Origin of the sequence: Corynebacterium sp. LaCa117, assembly GCF_046717765.1 — a bacterium.
Lineage (GTDB): Bacteria > Actinomycetota > Actinomycetes > Mycobacteriales > Mycobacteriaceae > Corynebacterium > Corynebacterium kefirresidentii.
The window spans coordinates 933,332-957,319 of sequence record NZ_CP177102.1; the positions used below are offsets into that span (position 1 = coordinate 933,332).

Annotated in this window: 22 protein-coding genes; 13 read left to right on the forward strand and 9 right to left on the reverse strand. The window is 59.9% G+C overall.

Features of this window, described 5'->3' with window-relative positions; genetic code table 11:
* The first annotated feature begins 8 nt into the window (after positions 1-8).
* The 10 genes from murG to ACLI1L_RS04760 all read left to right on the forward strand — a co-directional run bounded on the left by murG (position 9) and on the right by ACLI1L_RS04760 (position 8,958).
* Entirely contained in the window at positions 9-1,109 is a 1,101-nt protein-coding gene (murG, locus tag ACLI1L_RS04715; RefSeq protein ID WP_411708206.1) for an undecaprenyldiphospho-muramoylpentapeptide beta-N-acetylglucosaminyltransferase, read from the forward strand.
* Complete coding sequence (gene murC / locus ACLI1L_RS04720) at positions 1,110-2,573, forward strand: UDP-N-acetylmuramate--L-alanine ligase (protein WP_411708207.1); 1,464 nt, start codon at positions 1,110-1,112, stop codon at positions 2,571-2,573.
* Positions 2,573-3,244, forward strand: coding sequence for a cell division protein FtsQ/DivIB (locus ACLI1L_RS04725; protein ID WP_394286087.1), 672 nt, complete (start codon positions 2,573-2,575; stop codon positions 3,242-3,244). The genes murC and ACLI1L_RS04725 overlap by 1 nt, the downstream gene beginning before the upstream one ends.
* Positions 3,245-3,556: 312 nt before the next feature.
* Positions 3,557-4,876, forward strand: a complete 1,320-nt coding sequence (gene ftsZ, locus ACLI1L_RS04730) for a cell division protein FtsZ (protein ID WP_086587395.1) — start codon at positions 3,557-3,559, stop codon at positions 4,874-4,876.
* A gap of 24 nt (positions 4,877-4,900) precedes the next feature.
* A complete protein-coding gene (pgeF, locus tag ACLI1L_RS04735; protein ID WP_411708208.1) occupies positions 4,901-5,632 on the forward strand; it encodes a peptidoglycan editing factor PgeF in 732 nt (243 codons plus the stop codon).
* The gene (locus ACLI1L_RS04740) at positions 5,632-6,330 is read left to right on the forward strand and encodes a YggS family pyridoxal phosphate-dependent enzyme (RefSeq protein ID WP_394285905.1); all 699 of its coding nucleotides are present in this window, start codon (positions 5,632-5,634) and stop codon (positions 6,328-6,330) included. The genes pgeF and ACLI1L_RS04740 overlap by 1 nt, the downstream gene beginning before the upstream one ends.
* A gap of 104 nt (positions 6,331-6,434) precedes the next feature.
* Positions 6,435-6,887: a cell division protein SepF gene (locus tag ACLI1L_RS04745; RefSeq protein ID WP_086587398.1), complete on the forward strand. Its 453-nt coding sequence runs from the start codon at positions 6,435-6,437 to the stop codon at positions 6,885-6,887.
* A gap of 76 nt (positions 6,888-6,963) precedes the next feature.
* Positions 6,964-7,257 carry a YggT family protein gene (locus tag ACLI1L_RS04750; protein ID WP_023021209.1) on the forward strand — a complete coding sequence of 98 codons (294 nt, stop codon included), beginning with the start codon at positions 6,964-6,966 and terminating at the stop codon, positions 7,255-7,257.
* Positions 7,258-7,461: 204 nt separating this feature from the next.
* On the forward strand, positions 7,462-8,637 hold the full coding sequence (locus ACLI1L_RS04755) for a DivIVA domain-containing protein (RefSeq protein WP_317001146.1): 1,176 nt from the start codon (positions 7,462-7,464) through the stop codon (positions 8,635-8,637).
* 99 nt (positions 8,638-8,736) lie between these two features.
* Positions 8,737-8,958, forward strand: coding sequence for a hypothetical protein (locus tag ACLI1L_RS04760; RefSeq protein ID WP_023021211.1), 222 nt, complete (start codon positions 8,737-8,739; stop codon positions 8,956-8,958).
* A gap of 49 nt (positions 8,959-9,007) precedes the next feature.
* Here ACLI1L_RS04760 and ACLI1L_RS04765 read toward each other — a convergent pair whose 3' ends face one another.
* Positions 9,008-10,009, reverse strand: coding sequence for an HNH endonuclease signature motif containing protein (locus ACLI1L_RS04765; protein ID WP_411708209.1), 1,002 nt, complete (start codon positions 10,007-10,009; stop codon positions 9,008-9,010).
* 288 nt (positions 10,010-10,297) lie between these two features.
* Between ACLI1L_RS04765 and ileS the strand changes: the two genes are divergently transcribed.
* Complete coding sequence (gene ileS, locus ACLI1L_RS04770) at positions 10,298-13,468, forward strand: isoleucine--tRNA ligase (protein ID WP_411708210.1); 3,171 nt, start codon at positions 10,298-10,300, stop codon at positions 13,466-13,468.
* Positions 13,469-13,537: 69 nt separating this feature from the next.
* Here ileS and ACLI1L_RS04775 read toward each other — a convergent pair whose 3' ends face one another.
* The 6 genes from ACLI1L_RS04775 to ACLI1L_RS04800 form a co-directional block, all read right to left on the reverse strand.
* Positions 13,538-14,770: an MFS transporter gene (locus tag ACLI1L_RS04775; RefSeq protein WP_086587403.1), complete on the reverse strand. Its 1,233-nt coding sequence runs from the start codon at positions 14,768-14,770 to the stop codon at positions 13,538-13,540.
* A complete protein-coding gene (locus ACLI1L_RS04780) occupies positions 14,767-15,411 on the reverse strand; it encodes a GntR family transcriptional regulator (RefSeq protein WP_394285908.1) in 645 nt (214 codons plus the stop codon). The genes ACLI1L_RS04775 and ACLI1L_RS04780 overlap by 4 nt, the downstream gene beginning before the upstream one ends.
* A gap of 65 nt (positions 15,412-15,476) precedes the next feature.
* Positions 15,477-16,100: a metallophosphoesterase gene (locus ACLI1L_RS04785; protein WP_411708211.1), complete on the reverse strand. Its 624-nt coding sequence runs from the start codon at positions 16,098-16,100 to the stop codon at positions 15,477-15,479.
* On the reverse strand, positions 16,090-17,754 hold the full coding sequence (locus ACLI1L_RS04790) for an ABC transporter permease (RefSeq protein WP_411708212.1): 1,665 nt from the start codon (positions 17,752-17,754) through the stop codon (positions 16,090-16,092). Before ACLI1L_RS04790 ends, ACLI1L_RS04785 begins: the two co-directional genes overlap by 11 nt.
* A 3-nt stretch (positions 17,755-17,757) precedes the next feature.
* Positions 17,758-18,819, reverse strand: a complete 1,062-nt coding sequence (locus ACLI1L_RS04795) for an ABC transporter substrate-binding protein (RefSeq protein WP_411708213.1) — start codon at positions 18,817-18,819, stop codon at positions 17,758-17,760.
* Between the two features lie 9 nt (positions 18,820-18,828).
* On the reverse strand, positions 18,829-19,809 hold the full coding sequence (locus tag ACLI1L_RS04800; protein WP_411708214.1) for an ABC transporter ATP-binding protein: 981 nt from the start codon (positions 19,807-19,809) through the stop codon (positions 18,829-18,831).
* 157 nt (positions 19,810-19,966) lie between these two features.
* Between ACLI1L_RS04800 and ACLI1L_RS04805 the strand changes: the two genes are divergently transcribed.
* Complete coding sequence (locus ACLI1L_RS04805) at positions 19,967-21,355, forward strand: DNA polymerase IV (protein WP_411708215.1); 1,389 nt, start codon at positions 19,967-19,969, stop codon at positions 21,353-21,355.
* Positions 21,356-21,359: 4 nt separating this feature from the next.
* Here the strand turns inward: ACLI1L_RS04805 and ACLI1L_RS04810 are convergent, their stop codons facing one another.
* Positions 21,360-22,247: an asparaginase gene (locus ACLI1L_RS04810; protein WP_411708216.1), complete on the reverse strand. Its 888-nt coding sequence runs from the start codon at positions 22,245-22,247 to the stop codon at positions 21,360-21,362.
* A 108-nt stretch (positions 22,248-22,355) separates the two neighbouring features.
* Between ACLI1L_RS04810 and ACLI1L_RS04815 the strand changes: the two genes are divergently transcribed.
* Positions 22,356-23,006, forward strand: a complete 651-nt coding sequence (locus ACLI1L_RS04815) for a hypothetical protein (RefSeq protein WP_239207534.1) — start codon at positions 22,356-22,358, stop codon at positions 23,004-23,006.
* On the opposite strand, the gene ACLI1L_RS04820 is transcribed toward ACLI1L_RS04815, so the two are convergent.
* Entirely contained in the window at positions 23,007-23,948 is a 942-nt protein-coding gene (locus ACLI1L_RS04820) for a hypothetical protein (RefSeq protein ID WP_411708217.1), read from the reverse strand.
* Positions 23,949-23,988 lie beyond the last annotated feature (40 nt).

Here is a 23,988-nt window from a genome sequence, read left to right on the forward strand (position 1 = left end):
TTTAGGCTATGAATTCCACGCCTATTTCCGTCGTCATTGCTGGTGGCGGCACTGCCGGACACATTGAACCCGCCCTTGCCGTGGGCGAAGCTTTGCGTGAGCGCCACGGCGCTCGCATCACCGCTCTCGGTACCGAAAAGGGCCTTGAGCGCGATATCATTCCCGCCCGAGGCGTGGACCTTAAACTGATTACCCCCGTGCCGATTCCGCGCAAAATCAACGCGCAGCTTTTCAAGCTACCGTTTAACCTCTCCCGCGCGGTGAGGGAGGCCAAGCAGGTACTCAAGGACGTCGAAGCAGACGTTGTCTTTGGCACCGGCGGCTACGTGGCCGGCCCAGCCTATATTGCTGCGCGTTCCCTCGGGATTCCGTTCTACGTTTTGGAAACCAATGCCTTAGCCGGAATCGCCAATAAACTCGGCGTGAAAATGGGCGGCATCGGCCTCAACGCCCACCCAGAGTCCGGAATGTCGGGTGAGGTCGTGGGCATCCCCGTGCGCCCGAGCTTGGCGGAGGACCCGGACGGGACCCTTGCTGCAGGCGCGCGCACCAAGTGGAACTTGGCCGAGCTCCCCACCGTCCTCATTACCGGCGGCTCCCAAGGCGCAGCCAGCATCAACCGCGCGGTTGCTGGGGCAGTGGAAGACCTAGCCAAGGACTTTCAGCTCCTGCATGCTTATGGCAAGAAGAATGACGAGCCCGCAGCACATCCGAACTACGCTGCTTTGCCGTATATCGAGGATATGGGCTCGGCCCTTGCGGTAGCCGATCTCGTCGTATGCCGCTCCGGTGCTATGACCGTTGCCGAAGTATCTGCCGCAGGGCTGCCAGCGATTTACGTGCCGTTGCCGCATGGTAACGGTGAACAAGCGCTCAATTCCCGTGAAGTGGTCGAGGCGGGCGCTGCCATCCAGATTCCCGATGCGGAGCTGACCCCTGAGCGTCTTATCTCTGAGGTGCGCGGCATTCTCGATGACCCTAAACGTCTAGCATCAATGACGCATGCCGCCGCCCATGCCAGCGCCGGCGACGTGGCCAATACCATCGCAGACCGCATCGCTGCCCGCGTGTCCGAGGCTGAAACCGCCGCCGGAAGGAAGGAAAAGTAAATGACTGATCCCGCACACTACGATCTCCGCCGCGTTCACCTTATCGGCATTGGTGGCTCTGGCATGTCGGGGCTGGCGCGAATTCTTGCTACGCGCGGCGCCGTGGTTACCGGTTCCGATGTAAAAGACTCCACCCCGGTGGAGGTGCTGCGCACCATGGGCGCGAAGGTCGCCATCGGGCACGCTGCCGAAAACCTGCGCCTATCGGGTGAACTGCCGACCGTCGTGGTGACTTCCTTCGCTGCCATTCCGCAAGACAATCCGGAGCTAGTAGCCGCGCAGGAAAACGATATCCCCGTCATCCGCCGCTCCGATTTGCTCGCCGCATTGATGGAAGGCCACAAGCAGGTATTGCTAGCCGGCACGCACGGCAAAACGTCCACTACGTCGATGACCGTGAGTGCGATGCAACACGCAGGTCTCGATCCTTCCTTTGCCATCGGCGGCCAGCTCAATCGCGCGGGCACCAACGCCCACGGCGGCACCGGTGAGGCCTTTGTCGCCGAGGCGGATGAATCCGATGCCTCCCTGCTGCGCTACAGCCCCGATGTTGCGGTGCTTACGACCATCGAGCCCGATCACCTCGACTTCTTCCACAGCGAGGAGGCTTACTTCAAGGTCTTCGATGACTTTGCTAGCCTGGTCACCCCAGATACCGGCTATCTTGTTGTCTGCGCCGAGGATGAGCACGCCGCCCAAGCAGGCGAGCGTGCGCAGGAGCGCGGTATCAACGTCGTGGCCTATGGCACAGCGGACAAGTCTTTTACCTCTACCGTGCCGCTGGCCGCTGAGCTGGAACGCGAGGAGACCACCGCTGAGGGGATGGACACCACCGTAAAGGTTAACCTTCCTGGCATCTCTGAAACTGTGCGCTACGAGCTGCAGATCCCGGGACACCACATGGTGCTTAACTCGATGGGCGCCTTGTTGGCTGGTGTGCTCTCCGGTGGCGCCCCGGCTGCCATTGCTGAGGGATTGGCTGATTTTAGCGGTGTGCGCCGGCGCTTTGAGTACCGGGGGAGCGTCGACAAGCAGGGCAAGCCCGTGCGCGTCTTTGATGACTATGCGCACCATCCCACCGAGGTTGCTGCAGTTCTGCGCGCCGCCCGGGCAAAGGTTGAGGCCGAAGGCCACGGCGGGCGTGTCATCGCCTGCTTCCAGCCGCACCTGTACTCGCGCACCATGGAATTTGACGCCGAGTTTGCCCAAGCGCTCTCGCTTGCCGACGCCGCCGTAGTCCTCGACATTTACGGCGCGCGCGAACAACCCGTGGAGGGAATTACCTCCCGCATCATTACCGATAAGATGCCAAGCGACATGCAGGTCGTCTTCGAACCAGATTTTTCTGCCGCTGCCCGCGACGTTGTTTCGCTCGTAGAACCTGGCGATGTCGTGTTAACCATCGGTGCTGGCTCGGTAACTATGGTCGCGGCAGAAATTCTCGATGAATTGCGGGCGAGCTAGTGCGCGTATCCACCAAGCTCATTGCCGGGATCAGTGCAGCTGTCGTTGTCGTAGCCTTGATCATTGCCGCCGTAGTATGGACGGTGCCCATCTTAAAGGTCCGCCATTTTCAGGTGGAAGGTACCCAGCAGCTTGATGCCGCGCAGGTAGAGGAGGCCGCTGGGGTTGCCGAAGGAGAAAACCTCCTGCGCGTAGATGCTGGCAAGGCAGCCTCCGGTGTTGCTGGATTGGAGTGGGTTGATTCGGTAACTGTCTCGCGCGATTTTCCCTCCACCTTGACTATCAATGTGGACGAACACAAGGCTGTGGCTTTTGTAAAGCGCGATAATAAGCCTTTCCTGATTGATGATAAGGGCGAGGAATTTACCTCCGCGGAGCCTCCCGCCGGCGCGGTTGAAGTCACTGGTTCTGTTGATAGCGGCTCCCGCCAAACCCAAGACGCGGTGCGCGCGATCGCTGCGTTATCGGATGATGTGCGCAACCAAGTAGGAACCCTTGATGTGGCCGATGAATACTCGCTCATCTTTACCACTAAGGATGGCCGCCGCGTCTTTTGGGGCGCGAGCGACTCCAATGATGATGACAAGGCGCGTGCCTTTGCCACCGTGTTGAAGATGGAAGGTCGCGAGTGGAATATTTCCAACCCTGAGTTGGTCACCACCCGCGGATAGGGGACGGGTGCCCCCCGTACGCATTTTTTTACCCTTCTGTGGCCCCTGCAGCGCCGCTTAAGCGCGTGCGCTGCAGGGGCCTTTTTCTCTGGCACCAATGTGGGGCGGATGGTGCGGGTGTGACTAACAAAACCGCAGGTGAACAACCCTAAAGTGCAACTTGAGGGTCTCGACACGCGCAAAATGTGCGTGAAAATTACACGGCTGTCGTTAAAGATGGAAAGGAACGCGATTCGCCTTCGGCGGACCGCATTACATTCCTCGTTTAATGCACGTGCAGACTTAAAGTAGCGAAAGGTGAGACCAACTCACATGATCTCTTCCAATAACAATCTCGCGGATATCAAGGTCGTCGGCGTCGGCGGTGGCGGCGTCAACGCCGTCAACCGCATGATCGAAGAAGGCCTCAAGGGCGTTCAGTTCGTCGCCATCAACACTGACTCTCAGGCCCTCATCTTCTCTGATGCCGATACCAAGCTGGACATCGGCCGCGAGGCCACCCGTGGCCTCGGTGCCGGCGCTAACCCTGAGGTGGGCAAGACCTCCGCAGAAGATCACAAGTCCGAAATTGAAGACGCCCTGCAGGGGTCCGATATGGTCTTCGTGACTGCCGGCGAAGGCGGCGGTACCGGTACCGGTGCCGCTCCGGTTGTAGCATCCATCGCGAAGAAGATGGGTGCGCTGACCGTGGGTGTTGTCACCCGCCCATTCAAGTTCGAGGGAGCACGCCGTACCCGCCAGGCTATGGCCGGCATCGAAGAGCTGCGTGAGGTATGCGACACGCTTATCGTTATCCCGAACGACCGCCTGATGCAGCTCGGTGGGGAAGAGCTTTCCATTGTCGAGGCTTTCCGCGCCGCCGATGAGGTGCTGCACAATGGTGTGCAGGGTATTACCAATCTGATCACCATCCCCGGCATGATCAACGTCGACTTTGCCGACGTCCGCTCCGTCATGTCCGACGCCGGCTCTGCCCTGATGGGCATCGGGTCTGCCCGCGGCGATAATCGCGCCATGACCGCTGCCGAGCAGGCCATTAATTCCCCGCTATTGGAATCGACGATGGAAGGCGCCAAGGGCGTGCTGTTGTCCATCGCCGGCGGCTCCGACCTTGGCCTGCACGAGGTTAATGCCGCGGCTTCCATGGTGGAGGAGCGCGCTGACGAAGACGTCAACCTCATCTTCGGTACCATCATCGATGACACCTTGGGTGATGAAATCCGTATCACCATCATTGCCACCGGCTTTGACGCCGAGGCCAATATGACCCAGGCTGCTCCACAACCGCAGAAGCAGCAGGAACAGCGCAAGCCGGGGTCCCTTTTTGATAATCGCCAGCGCGCGGCCGCAGAGCCCGTCACCCCGGCTCCGGCACAGCCTGGTGTGGCCGAGCCGGTACAAGATGACTACTCCCCGCGCCACTCCTACGAGCCGCGTGCCGGCCAGGAGCGGGAGCGCTACACCCCAGAGCGCCCTGCCGAGGAGCGCCGCCCAGAATCTACCGGTCTGTTCACCAACTCTGACCGTTTCTCCCGCGAGGAGCGTCGCGATGACTACCGTCTGTCTCGCCCATCCCAGCGCCGCGATGATGATGGCGACGACGATCTGGACGTGCCTTCCTTCATGCGCTAAGCGCAAAGCGCTACGCTGGTGTGCATGCCAGTAAACGAGGAACATCGCACCAAACGCCCCGTCCGCATGGTCTTTACCAGCCGTGCCGGCGGGGCGTCTGCTATTCCATATGACTCTTTTAACCTAGGGCACCATGTCGGCGATGACCCCGCCGCGGTTGTCGCAAACCGCGACCGCTTAAAGCGCGTGACCGGCGTGGACGATATCGTGTGGATGGAACAACTACACACCAATACAGTCACCGTTATCGATGGTCCACAGGATGAACCTGTGCCAGCCACCGACGCGATTGTCACCACGCAGCGCCGCCTTGGGCTGGGAGTCCTTGTTGCAGATTGCACGCCGGTTCTGCTTGTCGACGTCGCCGCTGGTGTCATCGCCGCCGCCCACGCTGGCCGCTTGGGCGCCCGCAACGGCATCATCGTCAATACCGTGCGCGAAATGGAGAAACTCGGCGCTCAGCCCGAGCGCATCCAGGTGGTTATGGGACCAGCTGCCTCCGGCAAAAACTACGAGGTGCCGAAAGAGATGGCTGAGGATGTGGAACGTCGGCTGCCCGGTTCGCAGACGCGGACGTCGAAAGGAACCTGGGGAATTGACGTTCGCGCAGGTTTGATCCGCCAGCTCATGGGCCTCGGCATCACCGCGATTGAATCCGATCCGCGCTGCACAATTGAAGACGAAGACTTCTTTTCCTATCGCCGCGAAGGCACGACCGGCCGCCAGGCCGGGCTGATCTGGTTGGAGGCTAACTAATGGCAGACCGTAAAGCACAGCTTCGAGAAAATCTCGCCGCTACTCGAGCCGAAATTGAACGGCTATCTGCACAAGCAGACCGCAAGCCCCCGCAGCTACTGCCGGTGACGAAGTTTCATCCAGCTGCGGATATCGCCCTACTGGCTGAACTCGGGGTTAGTGACGTTGCCGAAAATCGGGAGCAAGAAGCTCGCGCCAAAGCGGCTGAACTGCCACAGCTGCGCTTCCATATGATCGGCCAGATCCAGACCAAAAAGGCCAATCACGTGGCTCGTTGGGCGGCCAGCGTTCATTCGCTTGATTCCCTCAAACTCGCCCAAGCTTTGGAACGGGGCGTCGCCTCGGCAAAGGAACGAGGGGAACGCGAGAGCGACCTGCCGGTCTTTGTCCAAGTGTCTGCCGATGGCGATGACGCTCGCGGAGGCGTTTCTCGCCACGCGCTCGACGAGCTCGTCGAAGCAGTAGAAGGAAGTGAACACCTCGACTTCGCTGGCCTCATGGTAGTCCCGCCCCTCGACGCCGATGCGGGCGAGGTCTTTCGCGGTGTGCGCGATGAGGTCGACCGGCTATCTGCCGCGTTGAAGCGCCCGCTGAAATTGTCTGCTGGAATGAGCGCGGACATGGCCGAAGCAATTGCTGCGGGCAGCGATATCGTGCGTGTCGGAACCAGTATCATGGGGCCGCGGCCAGTAGGTTGAAAGCATTGCAAAAGCGCATTTCACAGCGTGAATCACATGAGTCACACTAGACACATTTTGCGCGTTTAGACTTGTACAAATTTAGGTCAGAGGGAGACCCAAAAATGTCATTCATTGATAAGACGAAGGATTTCTTCGGGCTGGGCCCGGTGGACATCGAAGAAGACGATGCCTACTACAGCGAGGAGCCGCGTTATTCCGAAAATGCCTCCTCCGCCTACGCCCCGCGCCGTGCTCCGCAGTCTTATGAGACTGCTCCGGTGAAAGAAGAGTTTGTGCCGACCATCGTGGCTATTTCGCTGACGTCTTTCAATGACGCCGCCAAGGTGGGCGAGCCTTTCCGCGACGGCGACGCAGTGGTCTTTGAACTTACCGACGCCGACAAGGCCACCGCAAAGCGCTTCATCGACTTCGCTGCCGGTCTCTGCTTCGGCTTGGAAGGGCGCATGCTTAACCTCACCAAGGGATTGGATACCGAGCGCAAGGTCTTTTCTATCGTGCCGAAGTCTGCGGACATCGCTAGGCACGAGCTCGAGCGCGCCGCTGGCCTGCGCTAAAGCAGTAAGTTTTTCTTGACCCCCGTGGGGTGCCGATTGGGCACCTGCGGGGGTCTATTAGATAGGCTCGGTTATTGTGACACAACTCGGAATTATTCTTATCCTGCTCGTGCGGATTTATACGTGGGTTCTCATCGCTCGCATCATCATTGAGATGATTCAATCCTTCTCGCGGCAGTTTAACCCGCCACGTTGGTTTATGGTTGTGGCGGAGCCACTGTTTGTAATTACGGATCCGCCGGTAAAGGCGCTGCGCCGTTTGATCCCGCCGCTCCAGATGGGCGGGGTGGCCCTCGACGTATCGGTGCTCGTGCTATTTATTTTGCTTTCGATACTTACACGAATCTTGCAAATCGTATTTTTCGGTTAGCGCCCCCGTCGCCTCGCAACCTGTGGTAAACGTTGAGACTCGGCGGGGCGTCGATTATTGTGGTCGTTTGGTTACGATAAATCGCGATAACCCGTATTATGAACCACATGTACCTTTGTGGGGAAGGTTTAGTTAGACCTGAACCGCAGCTCCTAAGGCCCTGGAACCTCCGGGGTTGTATCAACCTGAAGGGGAAGAGAAGACATGCCACTGTCACCAGCTGATGTTCACAACGTCGCGTTCAGCAAGCCGCCCATTGGCAAGCGCGGCTACAACGAAGACGAGGTGGATCAGTTCCTCGACCTCGTAGAGGATGCGCTTGCCCAGCTGCAGGATGAGAACGAAGATCTACAGGCACAGGTCAGCGATCTCAATTCTCAGGCCAAGGCGGGCGCTGGCGCCGGTGCTGCTGGTACCGCAACGGCAGCCTCCGCTCGTACCGATGAGGCTGCACTGCGCAAGGAGATTGAGGCCAAGCTGCGCGCCGAGTACGAAACCAAGCTGGCGGACTCCAAGTCCGAGCTGTCCCGTGCTAAGGAAGAAACCAAGAAGGCACGCGAGCAGGTAAAGGCAGCCCAAGCTGAGGCTTCCAAGGCACAGGAGACCGGCTCTGCCGCCGCTTCCGCTTCTGCAGACCTGAAGGCCGCCCGCGATGAGGCAGCACAGGCAAAGAGGGAAGCTGAGGCAGCTCGTGCGGAGGCTGCGCAGGCAAAGAAGGACCTTGAGGCTTCCAAGAAGGAAAATGATGAGCTGAAGAAGTCCGCTTCCGCAGCTGGTTCTTCCAAGGCCGGCGTTGCAGCTGCAGGCCTTGCAGGCGCTGGTGCAGCTCAGACTGCAGATGGTCTGGCTACCCCAGAAACCCACATGCAGGCCGCTCGCGTTCTGGGTCTGGCACAGGAGATGGCAGACCGCCTGACCTCCGAGGCTCGTGCGGAGTCCGAGTCCATGCTGTCGGAGGCACGCACCGCCGCCGAGAAGCAGCTGACCGACGCAGACTCTCGTTCCAAGGCGCAGCTTGCCGACGCCCAGAAGAAGTACGATGCCCAGCTGCAGGACGCGGATTCCCGCTCCAAGAAGCTGGTGTCTGACGCCGAGGCTAAGGCAAAGCAGACCGAGTCCGATGCGTCCTCCCGTGCTGAGGCACAAATCCGTCAGGCTGAGGAGAAGGCTGCTTCCTTGCAGGCCGATGCTGAGCGCAAGCACACCGAGGTTATGAACACGGTCAAGCAGCAGCAGACCGCACTGGAGGCTCGTATCTCCGAGCTGCGCACCTTCGAACGCGAGTACCGCACTCGCCTGAAGACCCTGCTCGAGTCTCAGCTGGAAGAGCTGGCTACTCGCGGCACCGCCGCACCGAACGGCGAAGCTGGCAATAACTAAGCCACCGCGTTCTCTTTAGCGTCCCCGCCACCGCCGCGGGGGCGCTATTGTTGTTTTAGACCGTCGTGCCCTATCCCGCCCTGACCGAAAGGAACCATCGTGCTTGTTGCCGCCTTAGTTCTCGCCCTCGTGGCATTCGTAGCCTTGGTCAATTTCGTCATCTCGGGTGCCGACTGGTCGCTGTATATCGTCTTCGCTGCCGCTGGCCTCGGTCTGGTGTGCTTTATTCTGGATTGGGCGCATAAGCATCGCAGCGATAAAGCCCGGGCAGCACAACACCTTGAGCAAGATTCCTTGCGCGAGGCTTTACGCGAGAACTAAAATGGCACGCCAAAAAGGCGCTCGAGGCGCCTTATTTCGCGGTCTTGTCTTAGCAGTCAGGGGGCTGCCACCGAATCTGTCCATTCGTGCGGCTAAGTCGCCCGCGTAGCGGTGGGGCATTGGGATCGTCATCGTTGGCTCCATTGTGGTAGGCGCAGGCTGTGGATAAGTTTGCGATATTGGTCAATCCACCGTGTAGCCAGGGTTCTAAATGGTGAATTTGGCATTCGTCGGCGGGCTTAGCGCACCGCGGCCACGGGCACACAGGATTTTCTGCACCCGCCATCAATCGCTGCTTAGCATTGGCGAAGCGCTCCGTGCGATACAGGTTTACCGCGCCTTCGTAGGGGCTGACTAGCGTGATGAGTCCATGTTCCTTTAACGTGCGGCGCAAGTATTGCGCACCCGAAAGCGTTGCCCCGTTTGTCATCTGCAGGGTGATTTCCTCACCGTCACCGTTGACGATGCGTACGTAATCTTCCAGCCGCACGATGACATTGGTTACTACGGTGCTCCGTTGCGCGCTATCGTCCCCGAAGAAGGTATCTTCCACCACATCTAGCGGCTTTTTATTCTGGTTTTCTACCGCTGCGTGCAAATCCGCGATAAACGAAGACGAGCCATCGATCGCAAGCGTCCACGGAGCATCTTTGCGTCGGATGATGCGCACGCCCGGTTTCACAGTGCGCTTTTTCTTCGGGACTTTGGACTGAGCCAGCTTCTCCAGCGCCCCTGCTGTGGCCTTGGTGGTGCAGAGTTGTTCGCGGAGAACCCAGGCGTCGAAAAGCGTAGGCATTTTCCGCGCATACTTTTCTATGATGGATAAGGCAACAATGGAATGCCCATTGTGCTGGGCGCCTTCGATAGCGCGGCGACGTTTCCCCGTGAACTTGGTCGAGCCGCAGTATGCTTCCTTTAACAAGGCCAGCTCGCGGGCAGTCTTTTCGGCAGCGCCCCGCGCACAGAGGTCGTCCTCAGACATGCCTGCGCACCCAAGGACGATGTCCATCCCAGGTGCCATGGCTGCGAGGTAAGTATCTAGCGCGTTCACGACTCACAATTTATTGCCCCGCGCAAGCCCCCACAAGGGAAAATTTTTAGCCTGTGGATAACTTATTGTGCACGAAGATTCTGGGGCGCTATACTTTGTGCTACATGCAGTGATCCGGCCATCACCGGGGAGCAATTCAGAAGAACAGCCAGTGCGGCCTAGTAGAACTGAACGGGTGGGACCGTCAACTCCTTCACCGAAACGAAGCGGAGCCTTCTGGCTCAAGCAGGGTGGTACCGCGAGCCTGACAGGCGCGTCCCTGCACCGAGTGATGAGTGAAGGATTGTAATGGCGAAAAAGATTTACCCCAAGGTTGATATGACCGGAGGCTCAAGTCGCTTCCCGGATATGGAGGAGGAAGTTCAGAAGTACTGGAAGCAGGATGATACCTTCCAGGCTTCGCTAGAAAAGACAAAGGATTGCCCAGAATACATCTTCTATGATGGCCCTCCCTTTGCTAATGGTTTGCCGCACTATGGTCACCTGTTGACCGGTTATGTAAAAGATATCGTTCCGCGCTATCGCACCATGGCAGGCAACTACGTGCCTCGTGTCTTCGGCTGGGATACCCACGGTCTGCCCGCCGAGCTGGAAGCGGAAAAGCAGCTGGGTATTACTGATAAAGCGCAGATCGAGGACATGGGCTTGGAAAAGTTCAATGAATACTGCGCTAAGTCCGTGTTGGAATACACCGATGAGTGGGAAGATTACGTCAACCGCCAGGCCCGCTGGGTGGATTTTGATAACGGCTACAAGACCATGGACATCAACTACATGGAATCGGTCATGTGGGCGTTCAAGGAGCTTTATGACAAAGGCCTGATCTACAAGGGATTCCGCGTCCTTCCTTACTCTTGGGCAGAGCATACTTCTCTATCCAACCAGGAGACCCGACTGGATGATTCCTATAAGATGCGCCAGGATCCGACCCTGACGGTTACCTTCCCTGTGGAGGGCGCTCGTGAGGGAAGCGCGGCAGAAAAGACGCTGGCGGAGCACCCCGCGATTGCCGACGCCTCCTTTCTCGCCTGGACCACCACCCCCTGGACCTTGCCTTCTAATGAGGCTTTGGCGGTTCACCCGCAGGTTACCTACGTGCTCTTTAAAGCCACCGAGGGTGATTTCGCTGGCCGTACCTTCATCATGGCGGAAAACCTGCTGGCTACCTTGGAAAAGGAACTAGGTGAGGCCGAGGTACTGGAGACCTTTACCGGCGCGCAGCTCGAGGGCTTTACCTATGAGCCGATCTTTGGTTTTTTCCCGGATTTGCGCAATGCATATCAAGTATTGGTTGCTGATTACGTCACCACCGAGGATGGCACCGGCGTGGTTCACCAGGCTCCGGCGTTTGGTGAAGACGATATGAATACCACTAACCAGTACGATATCGAGCTGGTTATCCCAGTGGACGAGGACGGCAAGTTCACCTCGCAGGTACCGCCGTATGAGGGACAGCTGGTTTTTGATGCCAATAAGGGCATCATCAAGGACTTGAAGGCTGCTGGGCGAGTGGTGCGGCACGTGACCATCGAACACTCCTACCCGCATTCGTGGCGCTCGGGTGAGCCGCTTATCTACATGGCTCTGCCAGCTTGGTTCGTGAAGGTAACCGAGTTCCGCGATCGCATGGTGGAGCTCAACCACAATGAGATCGAGTGGCTGCCGGAGCACATTCGGGACGGTCAGTTTGGCAAGTGGCTCGAGGGTGCGCGCGACTGGAATATCTCGCGTACGCGCTACTGGGGTGCGCCTATCCCGGTGTGGATGTCCGATGATGACAATTACCCACGCATGGATGTCTACGGCTCCTTGGATGAGCTGGAGCGTGACTTCGGCGTCCGCCCGGAGTCCCTGCACCGCCCGCACATCGACGAGTTGGTGCGCCCGAATCCGGACGATCCGACCGGCAAGTCTATGATGCGCCGCGTGCCGGACGTATTGGACTGCTGGTTCGAGTCCGGCTCGATGCCGTTCGCGCAGAAGCACTACCCCTTCGAGAATAAAGAGTGGTTTGAAACCCACTCGCCGTCTGACTTCATCGTGGAGTACTCCGGTCAAACGCGTGGCTGGTTCTATGTGATGCACGCGTTGTCCACCGCGCTGTTTGATCGTCCGGCGTATAAGAAGGTCGTAGCCCACGGCATCGTGCTAGGCAACGATGGCCTCAAGATGTCCAAGTCCAAGGGCAATTATCCAAACGTCAATGAAGTCTTTGACCGCGACGGTTCGGATGCCATGCGCTGGTTCCTGATGTCTTCGCCTATCCTGCGCGGTGGCAACCTCATCGTGACCGAGCAGGGCATCCGCGAGGGCGTGCGCCAGGCTATTTTGCCTATTTGGAACGCCTATACGTTCCTGCAGCTCTACGCGGAAAAGGAAGCCAAGTTCGACACCAGCTCCACGCATGTTTTGGACCGCTATATCTTGGCCAAGACCCACGATGTCGTGGCCAATGTAGACGCAGCGCTTGCCGATACCGATATCGCTACGGCAACCGAAGAGGTGCGCCTGTTCGCAGACGTTTTGACCAACTGGTACGTACGTCGCTCGCGCGAGCGTTTCTGGGAAGGCGAAGATGCCCACCCTGAGGCTTTCAATACCTTGTACACCGTGTTGGAAACCGTGACTCGCGTGGTCGCGCCACTTTTGCCGCACGTGGCGGAAGTTATCTACCGCGGGCTAACCGGCGAGCGTTCCGTCCACTTGGCGGATTTCCCGCAGGCCGCGGATTACCCAGCCGATGCAGATCTGGTGTCTGCGATGGATGCGACCCGTGCGGTGGCCTCGGCGGCATCGTCGGTGCGCAAGGCCAATAAACTGCGCAACCGGTTGCCGCTGCCGAAGCTGACGGTGGCTCTTGAAAGGGCACAGCGTTTGGCGGACTTTGCCGATATCATTCGCGACGAGGTCAACGTTAAGGAAGTTGAGCTTACCGATGACGTCGATTCGGTGGGCACCTTCCAGGTAGTCTGCAACGCCAAGGTCGCTGGTCCGCGCCTGGGTAAGGACGTGCAGCGCGCCATCAAGAACCTCAAGGCGGGCAACTATGAGCGCCGCGGCGATGAGGTAGTAGTTGACGGCGATATCGTGCTTGGTCCGGATGAGTACACCGAGCGCCTGCAGGCGGCGAACCCGAAGTCGACCGCGCGTATCGAAGGCCTCGACGGCCTTGTGGTACTCGATACCCAGGTGACCGAAGAGCTCGAGGCCGAAGGCTGGGCGGCGGACGTTATCCGTGGCCTCCAGGATGCCCGCAAGGCTTCTGGGTTCGAGGTCTCGGATCGCATCGCGGCCGTACTTTCCGTACCGGAGGAGAAAAAGGCATGGGCCGAGCGTCACGCCGACCATATCGCCGGTGAAGTGCTCGCGACCGATTTCCAAGTGACCACCGAGGCGCTCGATGGTGCCGACGCGCATGAGGTGGTGAAGGGGGTTAGCGCTACCGTCGTCAAGCAGTAGCGCGCTAGCTGCCACCTAAAAATAATTGCCCAGCCGGCGTGGCTGGGCAATTTTTATGAGTGCGAGGATTTAACGGACTGGGCCGGGCAGGTGAGCGCGCCAGCCGAGGACCGCGTTAACTAGGCAGCACAGTGCAAGCACGGCGCCAATGAGGAATAGGGTGGTAAAGCCGAGCAGCGGGGCGAGCGCGCTGAAGGCCATGGGGATAAAGAATCCGGTGTAGGACACCGAGTAGTACACGGCGGTGAGGCCAGCGAGTTCTTCAGGGCGGGCGATGCGCTGGACCTCAGAGAGACCGGCGACAAGGGCCAGGCCGTAGCCCGCGCCCATGACGGCCGCGCCGGCGATACCCAACGGCAGCGAGCGGGTACTAGAGGCAACCGCACCGAGGATGGTGCCTACGGTGATAACTCCCATTGCTACAGCGGAAGCGCGAGCGGACCGGCTGGTGTCAATGATCTTGCCGAGCATTTGGACACCAACGCCGCAGCCCAAGGTGATAACAGTCATGAGGCCGGAGAAAGCAATGGGTGCTTCACTGGCAGACTTAGACAAAAGTTGGGGCAAGAGCGCATAGGCGGCGCCAGCGCAGCCGAAGACCCACGGTGCGACCGGCAGGACAATGCGCACGAAGCGGCGGTGCGCTGCGGAGGGAATGTGCAGCATGCGCAGCATGTCGCGGATGCTTAAGTCAAGGAAGGTGTCTTTTACCGTAGCGCCCCGCGGCGGGCGGGTTTCCGGGGTCTTCATCAGCCAGATGGCGGTGGCGACGGTGAGGAGGATGTGCAGGATATACGCCAAGTGGGTGGGCCACGGGCCCCATTGGGCCAGTACCGATGCGAGGCCGGCGCCGATGAGGAAGCCTAAGGTCAGGCACATGGAGGCGTGGCGCGGGCCGGCAGCTGGATCGCCGCCGGCGCGGGTGATGAGCTCTGCCACCCATGTGGAGCCGACCGCCATGACGATGCCCAAAGCCAAGCCGCACATGATGCGGCCCACGGCGATGACGAGCGGCTCGTTCGGCGCGATGGATAAAAGGAAAGAACCCAACAGTGACAGCGGCGCGGCAGGCAGCATCGTGGGGCGGCGGCCGATGTAGTCCGAAAGCGGGCCAGAAATCAGCAACGCCGGCACGATGCCGAGCACATAGGCGGCCAAGAGACCATTGACGGTGACCTGCGAGAAGTGCGACTCTTCGCGGTACATAACTAGGAGAGGGGTGAACTCATTGCCACCCCACGCGACAGCGACCATGCTGCCAGCGACGGGAAACCATGAGTGTTTGGCAAACTTTTCGGTCATAGTTGATTCCTCGAGTTGGTTAGGTGGGTGTCCAATGCGGAAAGGTAGGCGTCGAGGTCGCCGGTGCGGAGGGCATCGGCAAGCGTGCGGTGCTGATCCACGAAGGTGCGGGCGCGGGCTACGTTGCGGCCAATGGCCGTAGCGGTAAAACGCTGCTGGCGTTCGCGCAGCTGGTGTCCCAGCCCAGCCAGCAGGGTATTGGCACCGCCATCCATGATGATCTGGTGGAAACGCGCATCAAGATGCGTATAGGCATGCAGGTCTGCGCCATCCAACGCAGTGTCTTGTTCCGCGATGGTCGCGTCTAGCTGATCCGCGATGTCCGCGCGCTCGGCGTCAGGCATAGCGCAGATTTTCTCAGCGCAGTGCCTATCTACGAGCAAGCGTGCTTCATAGACCTCGCGAATTTCCTGCGGGCTGATCGGCACGATGAGCGCACCCCGCCTGGGGTAGAGCTGTAGAAAGCCTTCGACCTCTAGGCGCAGGAAAGCCTCGTGCATTGGGGTGCGGCTAATTCCCATTTCGGTAGCCAGGGAGGCCTCGGAAAGCATCTGCGAGGGCTCGAAGGAGCCGTCGATGATCTTCTCTTTGACGAACTCATAGGCGCGCTCCGCGGCGGGCTGCATTCGTTCATTGGACATGCATCCATCTTGCATGCAAGCTTGCATGCAAGCAAGCGCACAAGGGTGCTTTGTGGGGAACGAATCTAGGCATGCAAACGTGTGACGTGGCACGTATCGGGGTCGAAGAGTAAGCCGTGGCCCATGCCGACCCAGCCGATGAAGGGGGCGTCGGCAAGCGTATGCGGGGTGTGGACGTGCCCAAGGATCCAGGCATCGGCCTCGCAGGCCTGTAGCTCAGCCACGGAAAGCGGCAGGCAGTTGCCTTTGGAAAACTCACCGGTGACGGAAGAATGTAGGAGGCCGAGGACGGGGCCGTTGCTGCGGCGGGGAGGAAGCTGGAGGCGGCGCGGGTCCGGATCGGTGGCCACCGCTGCGGTTAGGACCGTGGTGTTTCCTATGGGAAAGGTATGCACCTGCGTGCCGTGGACTGTGACCTCGGGCGGGAAGTCCAGGTTGTGGTGGGTATCGTGGTTGCCGGAAATGAAGTGGACTTCGCTGAACAGAGTGACAGCATGGGCCATAACGGTGCGGGCCTGAGGCACAAACTCGGCCGAGTTAGCGTTGCGGTCAATGATATCGCCCAAGCACACGCACGCTGTGGCCCCTCTATTGGCGGCAACCTCGAGTGCCTGCAGGGCCCAGTCTAAGCCGGGGGCGCCCGCGCGGCCTAGGTGCAGATCGGCAAAGACAAAAATGCTAGCGGGCATGTGCGGCCTTTCGGTTTTGCCACCACGTGATAGTTACCAAGACAATTGTGGACGTTCCGACACCGATGAGCGTCATAGCCATGGCCTCGGCACGGTGTCCTTGATCGAATTGGTTCATAATCCACGGAGCCAAGAGGTTGACCTGGCTGGGGCGAATGAGCGAGGACATGACTAGCTCGCGGATTCCTACGAAGAAAGCGAGGAGCCAGCCAGCGAAGATGCCGGGAGCAAGCAAGGGCAGGGTAATGCGCCCAAAAGTTTGCAGAGTTGTGGAACCCGAAATCGCAGCGGCCTCGTACATGGTGGGGGAGATGGACTCGGCTGAAGTCTTGATATTTTGAATGGTCATTGGCAAAAAGAGCACCGTAAAAGCCATGACCAGCATGCCCATCGTGCCGTAGGGCGACCAAGGCAGCCAAGGAGAGTTCCAAAGCAAAATAAAGCCAATGGCCAGCACAATGCCCGGCACGGTATCGGGGGCGACGGCCAAGAAATCGCTCAGCTTTGCGCCTATGAAGCTTTGGCGGCGGGTGAGCACCGTGACGAGGACACCTAGTGCTACGGCAACGGTGGCGCCAAGGGCACCCAAGCCGATGGAGCGAATCAGCGCTTCCTGTGCGGTGGGCATCTGCACAACGATGGAGAAGTAATCGAAGGTGAGGTTATTGAGCGTAGGTGGGGCCGAGCGCAGGATGGTCATCGCGGACAAAGTGATGGAAAGATAGGGAATGACCACCGCGGCCAAGAGGATGACTGCGGTAATGAGTGCGCCGAGGATAGAGCCGACTGGGCTGAGGCGGATGAGCACGGGGCGGCTTACACGTCCGCCGCCGGTGAGATCGTGGCGCGAAATCCACTGTTGGAATGCCCACGCAGCCACGCCAATGGCAAAGAGAACCGAAGAGGACGCGGCGGCGCTGGAAAAGTCGAGGGGGTCGATGGTGACGTCTTCATAAATAGAGGAGACGAGCACCTTGTATCCGATAGCATTGCCCAGCGTAACTGGGGTGCCAAACTCGCCGGCGGCCTTGATGAAGATGATGAGTGCACCAAGGGAATAGGGCCCAATAACATTCGGGGCGATGATGCGCACGGCCTGTTGCCAGCGGCTCGCGCCGGCTACCTGGGCCATCTCCAACGTTGACGCTGGAATGCAATTTAGGCAGGTGCGCAGGATGAGATATAAGAAAGGGAAAAGCTCCGCGGCCATGATGAAGGCCATGCCCCACACCGAGTAAATGACATCGTGGGCGAGTATGCCGGCGCCGTGGCCGAGAAGCATCTCTGCGACACCACCGCGGCGGGTGAAATCCATCCACGCCATTGCCGCCGCAAAGGGCGGGGTCATAAACGGGATCATGACGGCGATCTCGATCCAGTTGGCCGAGCTAAAGCGCGTCCACGCACGTAGAAAAGCGAGCGGGGCGGCCATGAGCGTGGCAAAAGCCACGACCAGCACGGACAGCAAGATGGTATTGCCAAGGATGCGCAGCATGCCCGGTTGGACAACGCTGCCTAGGGCTGAGGGCTCATCGTGGTAGCCCACGGCCGCGTTGACCAACACGGAAGCCAGTGGTGCGGCCACGAGGACGAGCAAGATGAGAAGGACCCCGTATATCCCAAGGCGACGTCGGGGAGTGGTGGTGGAGCTCATTGGTTACTTCAAATAGCGCTTGGCAAAGGTTTCCTTGATGTCCTTGGACTGAGAAACCAGGCCATCGAGGTCATCGTTGAGGGTCTTAATCTCATCCAGCTTCGGGCCATTCTTTGGAGCGATGTCCTTATTGGCCGGAATCATGTTCTTGGAGGCGGAGATTTCTTGTGCCTCTTCGGAGAACATGAAGTCCACGAAGGCCTCTGCGGCTTCCTTGTTATCGGAGGACTTCAGGATCATGACTGGGCGCGGGGTGACCGTGGTACCGGAAGTAGGGATGGCGACCTCGAGCGGCTCACCCTTTTCCTGCGCGGAGTATGCGGAGTAGTCAACGCCGCCGAGGACGATGCCACGGGAACCGGAGGTGACCTGGTCGAGCGCTGGGCCATTGGCACCTTGGACGATCATGCCGTTGTCAAAGAGCTTGTCAAAGAGGTCCCAGGTCTTCTCCTCGCCCCATTGGTCCACCATGGCCGCGATGAGGTCGGCTGCGGTACCGGATTCGCGCGGGTCCGGCATGATGATTTGGTCTTTGTACTTCTCATCGGTGAGGTCCTCCCAGTCTTTCGGGGCCTCGTCCACGACGTTGGTGTTGGTTACCAGTGCTAGAGCCGAACCGTCGCGGCCGGTAAACGTGCCGCTTTCCGACGCCCACTTTGACTCAATCTTGTCCGCTCCCTCCGGCGTGTACTTTTCAAGGGCGCCGGACTTGTCCTGCTTGCTAGCTGCCGCCCACGAGGCGAGGTAGACGACGTCAGCCTGCGGGTTTGCCTCCTCTGCCTTGAGCTTGGCGGTGATCTTTCCGGTGGTGTCGGCAAAAACATTGACGTGGACGTCGGTCTTTTCTTCGAAGGCCTCCACGAGGGCGTCGGTGAGACCCTGTGGGTTAGCGGAGTAGTAATCCACCTCGCCGGATAGACCTTCAGGCGCCTTCCACTTCTCAGCAGAAGAGGTGGACTCGTCGGTGGCGGTTTCGGTGCTGTCCTCAACGGACCCGCAACCGGTCAAGGCGAGTGCTCCAGCAGCTGTGGTAGCGATAGCGGCAGTAAACTTTTTGGTGAACATGTGTGGCTCCTATGCAGAAAGAGAAGATGGATAGTTGAGGTGGACGGTCTCGCCGCGAGCGATGCGGCGCGGTGAATATGCCACCCACGGCTCCTCGGCCCCGGGAACATTGCAGCGCAACTCGTAGCGCCCACCGATGTAGTGAGCGCCAAGAACCTGCGCCTCGACCCGGCGCGGGGAGGCGCCGGTGTCCTCCTCCGCAGTGGTGACGGTGAGATTTTCTGGACGTACGCTGGGTAGCTGTGGGTGGCGGTTCATGGTACCTACGAAGCCAGCGATGAAATCGGTGGCCGGCTGTTCGTAAAGGGTGACTGGATCCGCGAATTGTTCGATATGGCCCTGATTCATAACCACGACGCGATCCGACATGGCAAGTGCCTCGGCTTGGTCGTGCGTGACGTAGATGACCGTCAGCCCCAGCTCCTGTGCCAGCTGGGTGAGCTCTGCGCGGATTTGCACGCGCAGCGCGGCGTCGAGGGCGGACAGCGGCTCATCCATAAGCAGGACATCTGGATTAGAAACCAACGCGCGGGCGATGGCAACGCGCTGCTGTTGGCCACCGGAAAGCTGGTTCGGCCGCGCCTTCGCTTTGGAAGCGATCCCCACCATGTCCATGCAGGCGCGGACCTTCTCAGCCCGCTGGCCTGCCGCCACCTTATTGCCTGGGGTGGTCAGCGGAAACTCGATGTTCTTTTCCACCGTCATGTGTGGCCACAGTGCGAGGTCCTGGAAGACCATCGAAAGCCGGCGCTTATTGACGGCTACGTTGGTTCGTGGGCCAAATACCTCCATCTCTCCGAAGGAGATGGTTCCCGCGTCAGGCGTTTCTAATCCGGCTATGCAACGCAGCAGGGTGGACTTGCCGCAGCCGGAAGGTCCGAGAATAGAGACGAATTCACCGCGGTTGATGCTCAGATCGGTCTCGTGGAGGCCCGTATTATCGGCGAATTCGCGCTTAACGCCGCGCAAGATGACGTGGGGTGAGTCCATAATCAGCGAAATACTTTCTTCAAGAAATAACCTCAAAAAGATAAGGCCGTAATATTGCATGTGGGTGACGTGGAGATGGAAGGGAATTAAAGCTTTAATTAACGGCACGCAAACACCCAGGAGTGCATGTAGAGGTACGCCTATTAGACTGGGCCGCATGCAACGCTGGGTTTTACATATCGACATGGACGCGTTTTTCGCCTCCGTCGAGCAGCTGACCCGGCCTACGCTGCGGGGGCGTCCGGTTTTGGTGGGCGGAACCAGCGGACGCGGCGTGGTGGCAGGCGCCTCCTACGAGGCGCGCGTGTACGGTGCGCATTCGGCCATGCCGATGTACCGCGCGCAGCAGCTCGTTGGGCTCCGCGCGGTGGTGGTGCAGCCGCGCCGGGTGGTCTATTCCGCTGCCTCGCGCCGGGTATTCGACATCATCGCGCAACACGTGGAAGTCATCGAGCAACTTTCCATCGACGAGGCCTTTATGGAGCCCGCCGCCCTGCAAGGCGCGAGCGCGGATGAGGTCAAGCGCTGGGCGGATGAATTGCGTGCGCTCATCCGTAAGGAGACGGGGCTGCCGTGCTCCATCGGTGCGGGTTCGGGAAAGCAATTTGCCAAGATTGGCTCAGGCGAGGCGAAACCCGATGGCACCTTCGTCATCCCGGCCGAGCGCCAGCTTGAGATGTTGCACCCGCTTGCGGTGAACAAGCTATGGGGAGTCGGCCCAGTGACCGGCGCGAAGCTGAATTCCATTGGGGTGGAAACCATTGGACAGCTCGCGGCGATGACGCGCAAGGAAGTGGAGATTTCTATCGGCAGCGTGGTAGGTCTGCAGCTGTGGCAGCTGGCCCGCGGCATCGATGACCGCGAAGTGGCGCCGCGCGCTATTTCTAAGCAGATTTCTACCGAGCACACCTACCCGAAGGATCTGCTAACCGTCCCGGAGGTCGATGCAGCTATAGCCCGCGCGGCGGAGGGCGCACACCGCCGGCTGCTTAAGGATGGGCGTGGCGCACGCACCGTGACGGTGAAGTTGCGCATGGCGGACTTTCACATCGAGTCGCGCTCAACTACCTTGCCGTACGCGACTGACGACGCCGCCGTGCTCACCGCCGCCGCCTTCAAGCTCGCCCGCTATCCCGATGAGCTCGGGCCCATTCGCCTAGTGGGGGTGAGCTATTCCGGGCTAGAAACTGCCCGCCAGGACGTGCTCTTCCCGGAATTGGATCGCGAGATTGTGCGCCCCGCGCCGGCGGATACGGATTATGAAACCGGGGTGAGTGACGACGTTGCGCCGCCAGTACCGACGCCGACAGTGACGGTGGAAGAAGAAACCGATAACCAGTGGCACGCAACGCAAGACGTATTCCACCCCGAATACGGCCACGGCTGGATTCAGGGCGCCGGGCATGGGGTAGTGAGCGTGCGCTTTGAAACCCGTGCCACGGGACCCGGCCGTACCAAGTCATTCGCGGCCGATGACCCCGCGCTTGTGCCGGCGGATCCGCTCGACTCGCTTGATTGGCAGGATTGGCTCACTGCCGAAGACTAAGCATTTACTGTCGGAATAGCTCAGCTGGGTCGGTGCCGGTGGCCAGTGCCGCTGCCAGCAGGATTCGCGCCTGGCTCGGGCGGAAAGACCCGGCGTTAATAGCGCCCAGTTTCCCAAGGCTCGCGCCACCGCCGTCGCCGCCGTAGGCCAGCGCTGTTGGGCCGTAGGGCGTGCGGGTAGAAATGACGACGGGGAGGCCGGCGCGGAGGGCGTCGGCAAGCGCGCGGCCCATGTCCTCGCCCATATTGCCCGAGCCCATGGCCTCGATAATGAGGCCGCTGGCAGGGGAGTCGGCGGCGGCATCAACCAGCAGGCGGCCAGCTCCCGGATAGGCTGGGATGATCTCCACCGGGTGCGGCGCCAGCGGGGCTGGAGCTAGGCGCGGCGTAGTGCCTGGGACTCCTAAGGATTCAAACCCGCTCAGGTCACTGGTGTGTCGCTTGCGCGCACCGCGCGCCGGAATGGTCGCTCCCCCAAAGCAGATAAACACCCCGGCGCGCCCGCTGGCTGCAAGATCGCGGGCATCGCGCAGGTTGCTAGGGCCGTCCGCCGCGGGGTGATCGTAGGAACGCTGCGCACCCGTGAGCACGATGGGCTTTGCACCGCTACAGAAAATCTCCAGTGCCAACGCGGTCTCTTCCATCGAGTCGGTGCCATGGGTGATGATTACACCGTCGATGTCCTCCCGCGACGTTTGGGCGTTAACCACCGCGATGAGCTCATCGAGGTCCGCCAAAGTGATAGAGGAGGAGTCGAGCTGCCGAAATTCCACTACTTCGGCGTCGATATTTGCGGCTAGGGTCGCGCCGGAGACAGTGGGAACAAGGGAACCATCGGCTGTGGTGGTACACGCTATTGTGCCGCCGGTGGCGATCAAAGCAATTCGGGTCATGTATCTAAGGTTAAAGAAATCTGCGTCCACGCGGCGGGCGCAATCCGGAAAAGGGTGGTGCAGCTGTAAACTGATGGGAGTTTGGAACCCACACGTGAGGAGTTAGAAGTGAAATTCCGCAAGTTTAGCGCCGCGTGCCTCGCACTGACCGCGGCTACCGCCCTGGCCGCCTGCTCTTCCGACGATGAGCAGGACAATTCCGCGGCCGCCAACACCGAGGCACAGGAATCCGCTTCCTCGGACGGCGATTCCGCCGCCCCCGCGCTGCCGTCCCCGGCCGACCTAAACGCAATTTTGGCCAAGGCCACCGACCCCAATGCCTCCGAGCAAGAAAAGACCTCCACCGTGCAAGGCGGCGAGACCGCGCCGGAAATCTTTGACACCATGGCAAAATCCAAGGCGGAATCCGGCGCTGAATTCGAGGTCGTTGATCCTGTACTGCCGGGCTATGACCCGCAGTCCGTGCTTACCACCGTGAACTTCACCACCGCTGACGGCCAGCAGCAGACCGCGGAACAGGTGGAGTTTGTGTATGAAAATGGCACCTGGAAGCTTTCCAAGGCTTGGGCTTGCACGCTTATCCAAAACACGGTGCCGCCTGAGCAGGTTCCAGAAATGTGTGCGGACACTGGCGCCGGTGCCTCCGCACCTGCCCCGGCTCCGGCCGAGGGCGACGGTGCACCCGCGGAAGGCGATGCCCCCGCTGCCGGTGCCGAGCAGGCCCCGGCAGAGGCTCCTGTAGAAGCCCCGGCCGAGTAACTAGGAAAAGTTCAGCTCCGTCAGGCTCGACTGCACCACGCGCAGCTCCGAGCCGGTGGCACCATAAATGACCTTAGTGTCGAAAGACACGTCACCGTCTACGGGCAGCGGCTTGCTCAAATCCACCGTGATGCTGCCCTTGGATTTGGTGCTGGAATCTAAAACCTTGAGCTCTTTGTTCTCCAGCTCCGTGCCTTGGGCCTGGCCTTCAAAGGACAGTGCGCCTAGCGAGGGCCGCTGTTCTACCTCTACGTTTAGTTTCACTCGGTCGCCATCGATGGAATCGACCGTATAGCGCGTGGTCTGCAGCAGGGTAGACTCGCCGGTCACGCGCGAATCCACCGACCAGCTCGCGCCCTTGCCCACCTCCTCGGTAGGGAAAACTACGGGTAGGGCCGTCAGCTTCATAATCGCCTGTTCGACGGAGCCGCGGGCATCATCCGTGGCATTCTGGGGCGCAGCTAAGCGCAGTGAATTCATCTGGCCGGTGTCCTGGCCACGCCAACCAAATTGGAATCCCTCCGCCGAGGAGACGTCTGTATCTCCGGTAGATTCTGGAGTTCCGGCCGTGACGAAGGCATTGCGGCTGGCTGGTAGCTGGTCTTCGACGTCCTCGCTGGCCTTTTCTACTTTGGCCGATAGCGGCAGGGTAGTAGTGGTGGAATCGACGTCGGCGGCCTGAAACTTCTCAGCTGCGGACTTTTTGAGCAGGTCCTGCGCAAAGCCCTCGGTAACGCGGTAGTTTAGGTCCTGCGTGGAGTCGATATCGCGGTATTCCAGGAGTTTTTTCTCTCCGGTTCCGGGATTATCCACGGTGACGCGCGGGGCGTCGATAGTCAGGCCTACGGGTTGTTCCACCGCCGGGCCTGGCTTTTCAGAGGAACACGCCGTAAGCGCTACGGCGGCTGTGGTCAGGGCTGCAAAAACTTTGACTCGAAACACGCTTACCAAAATACCGGACGCTCCCGTTTAGAATAGACCG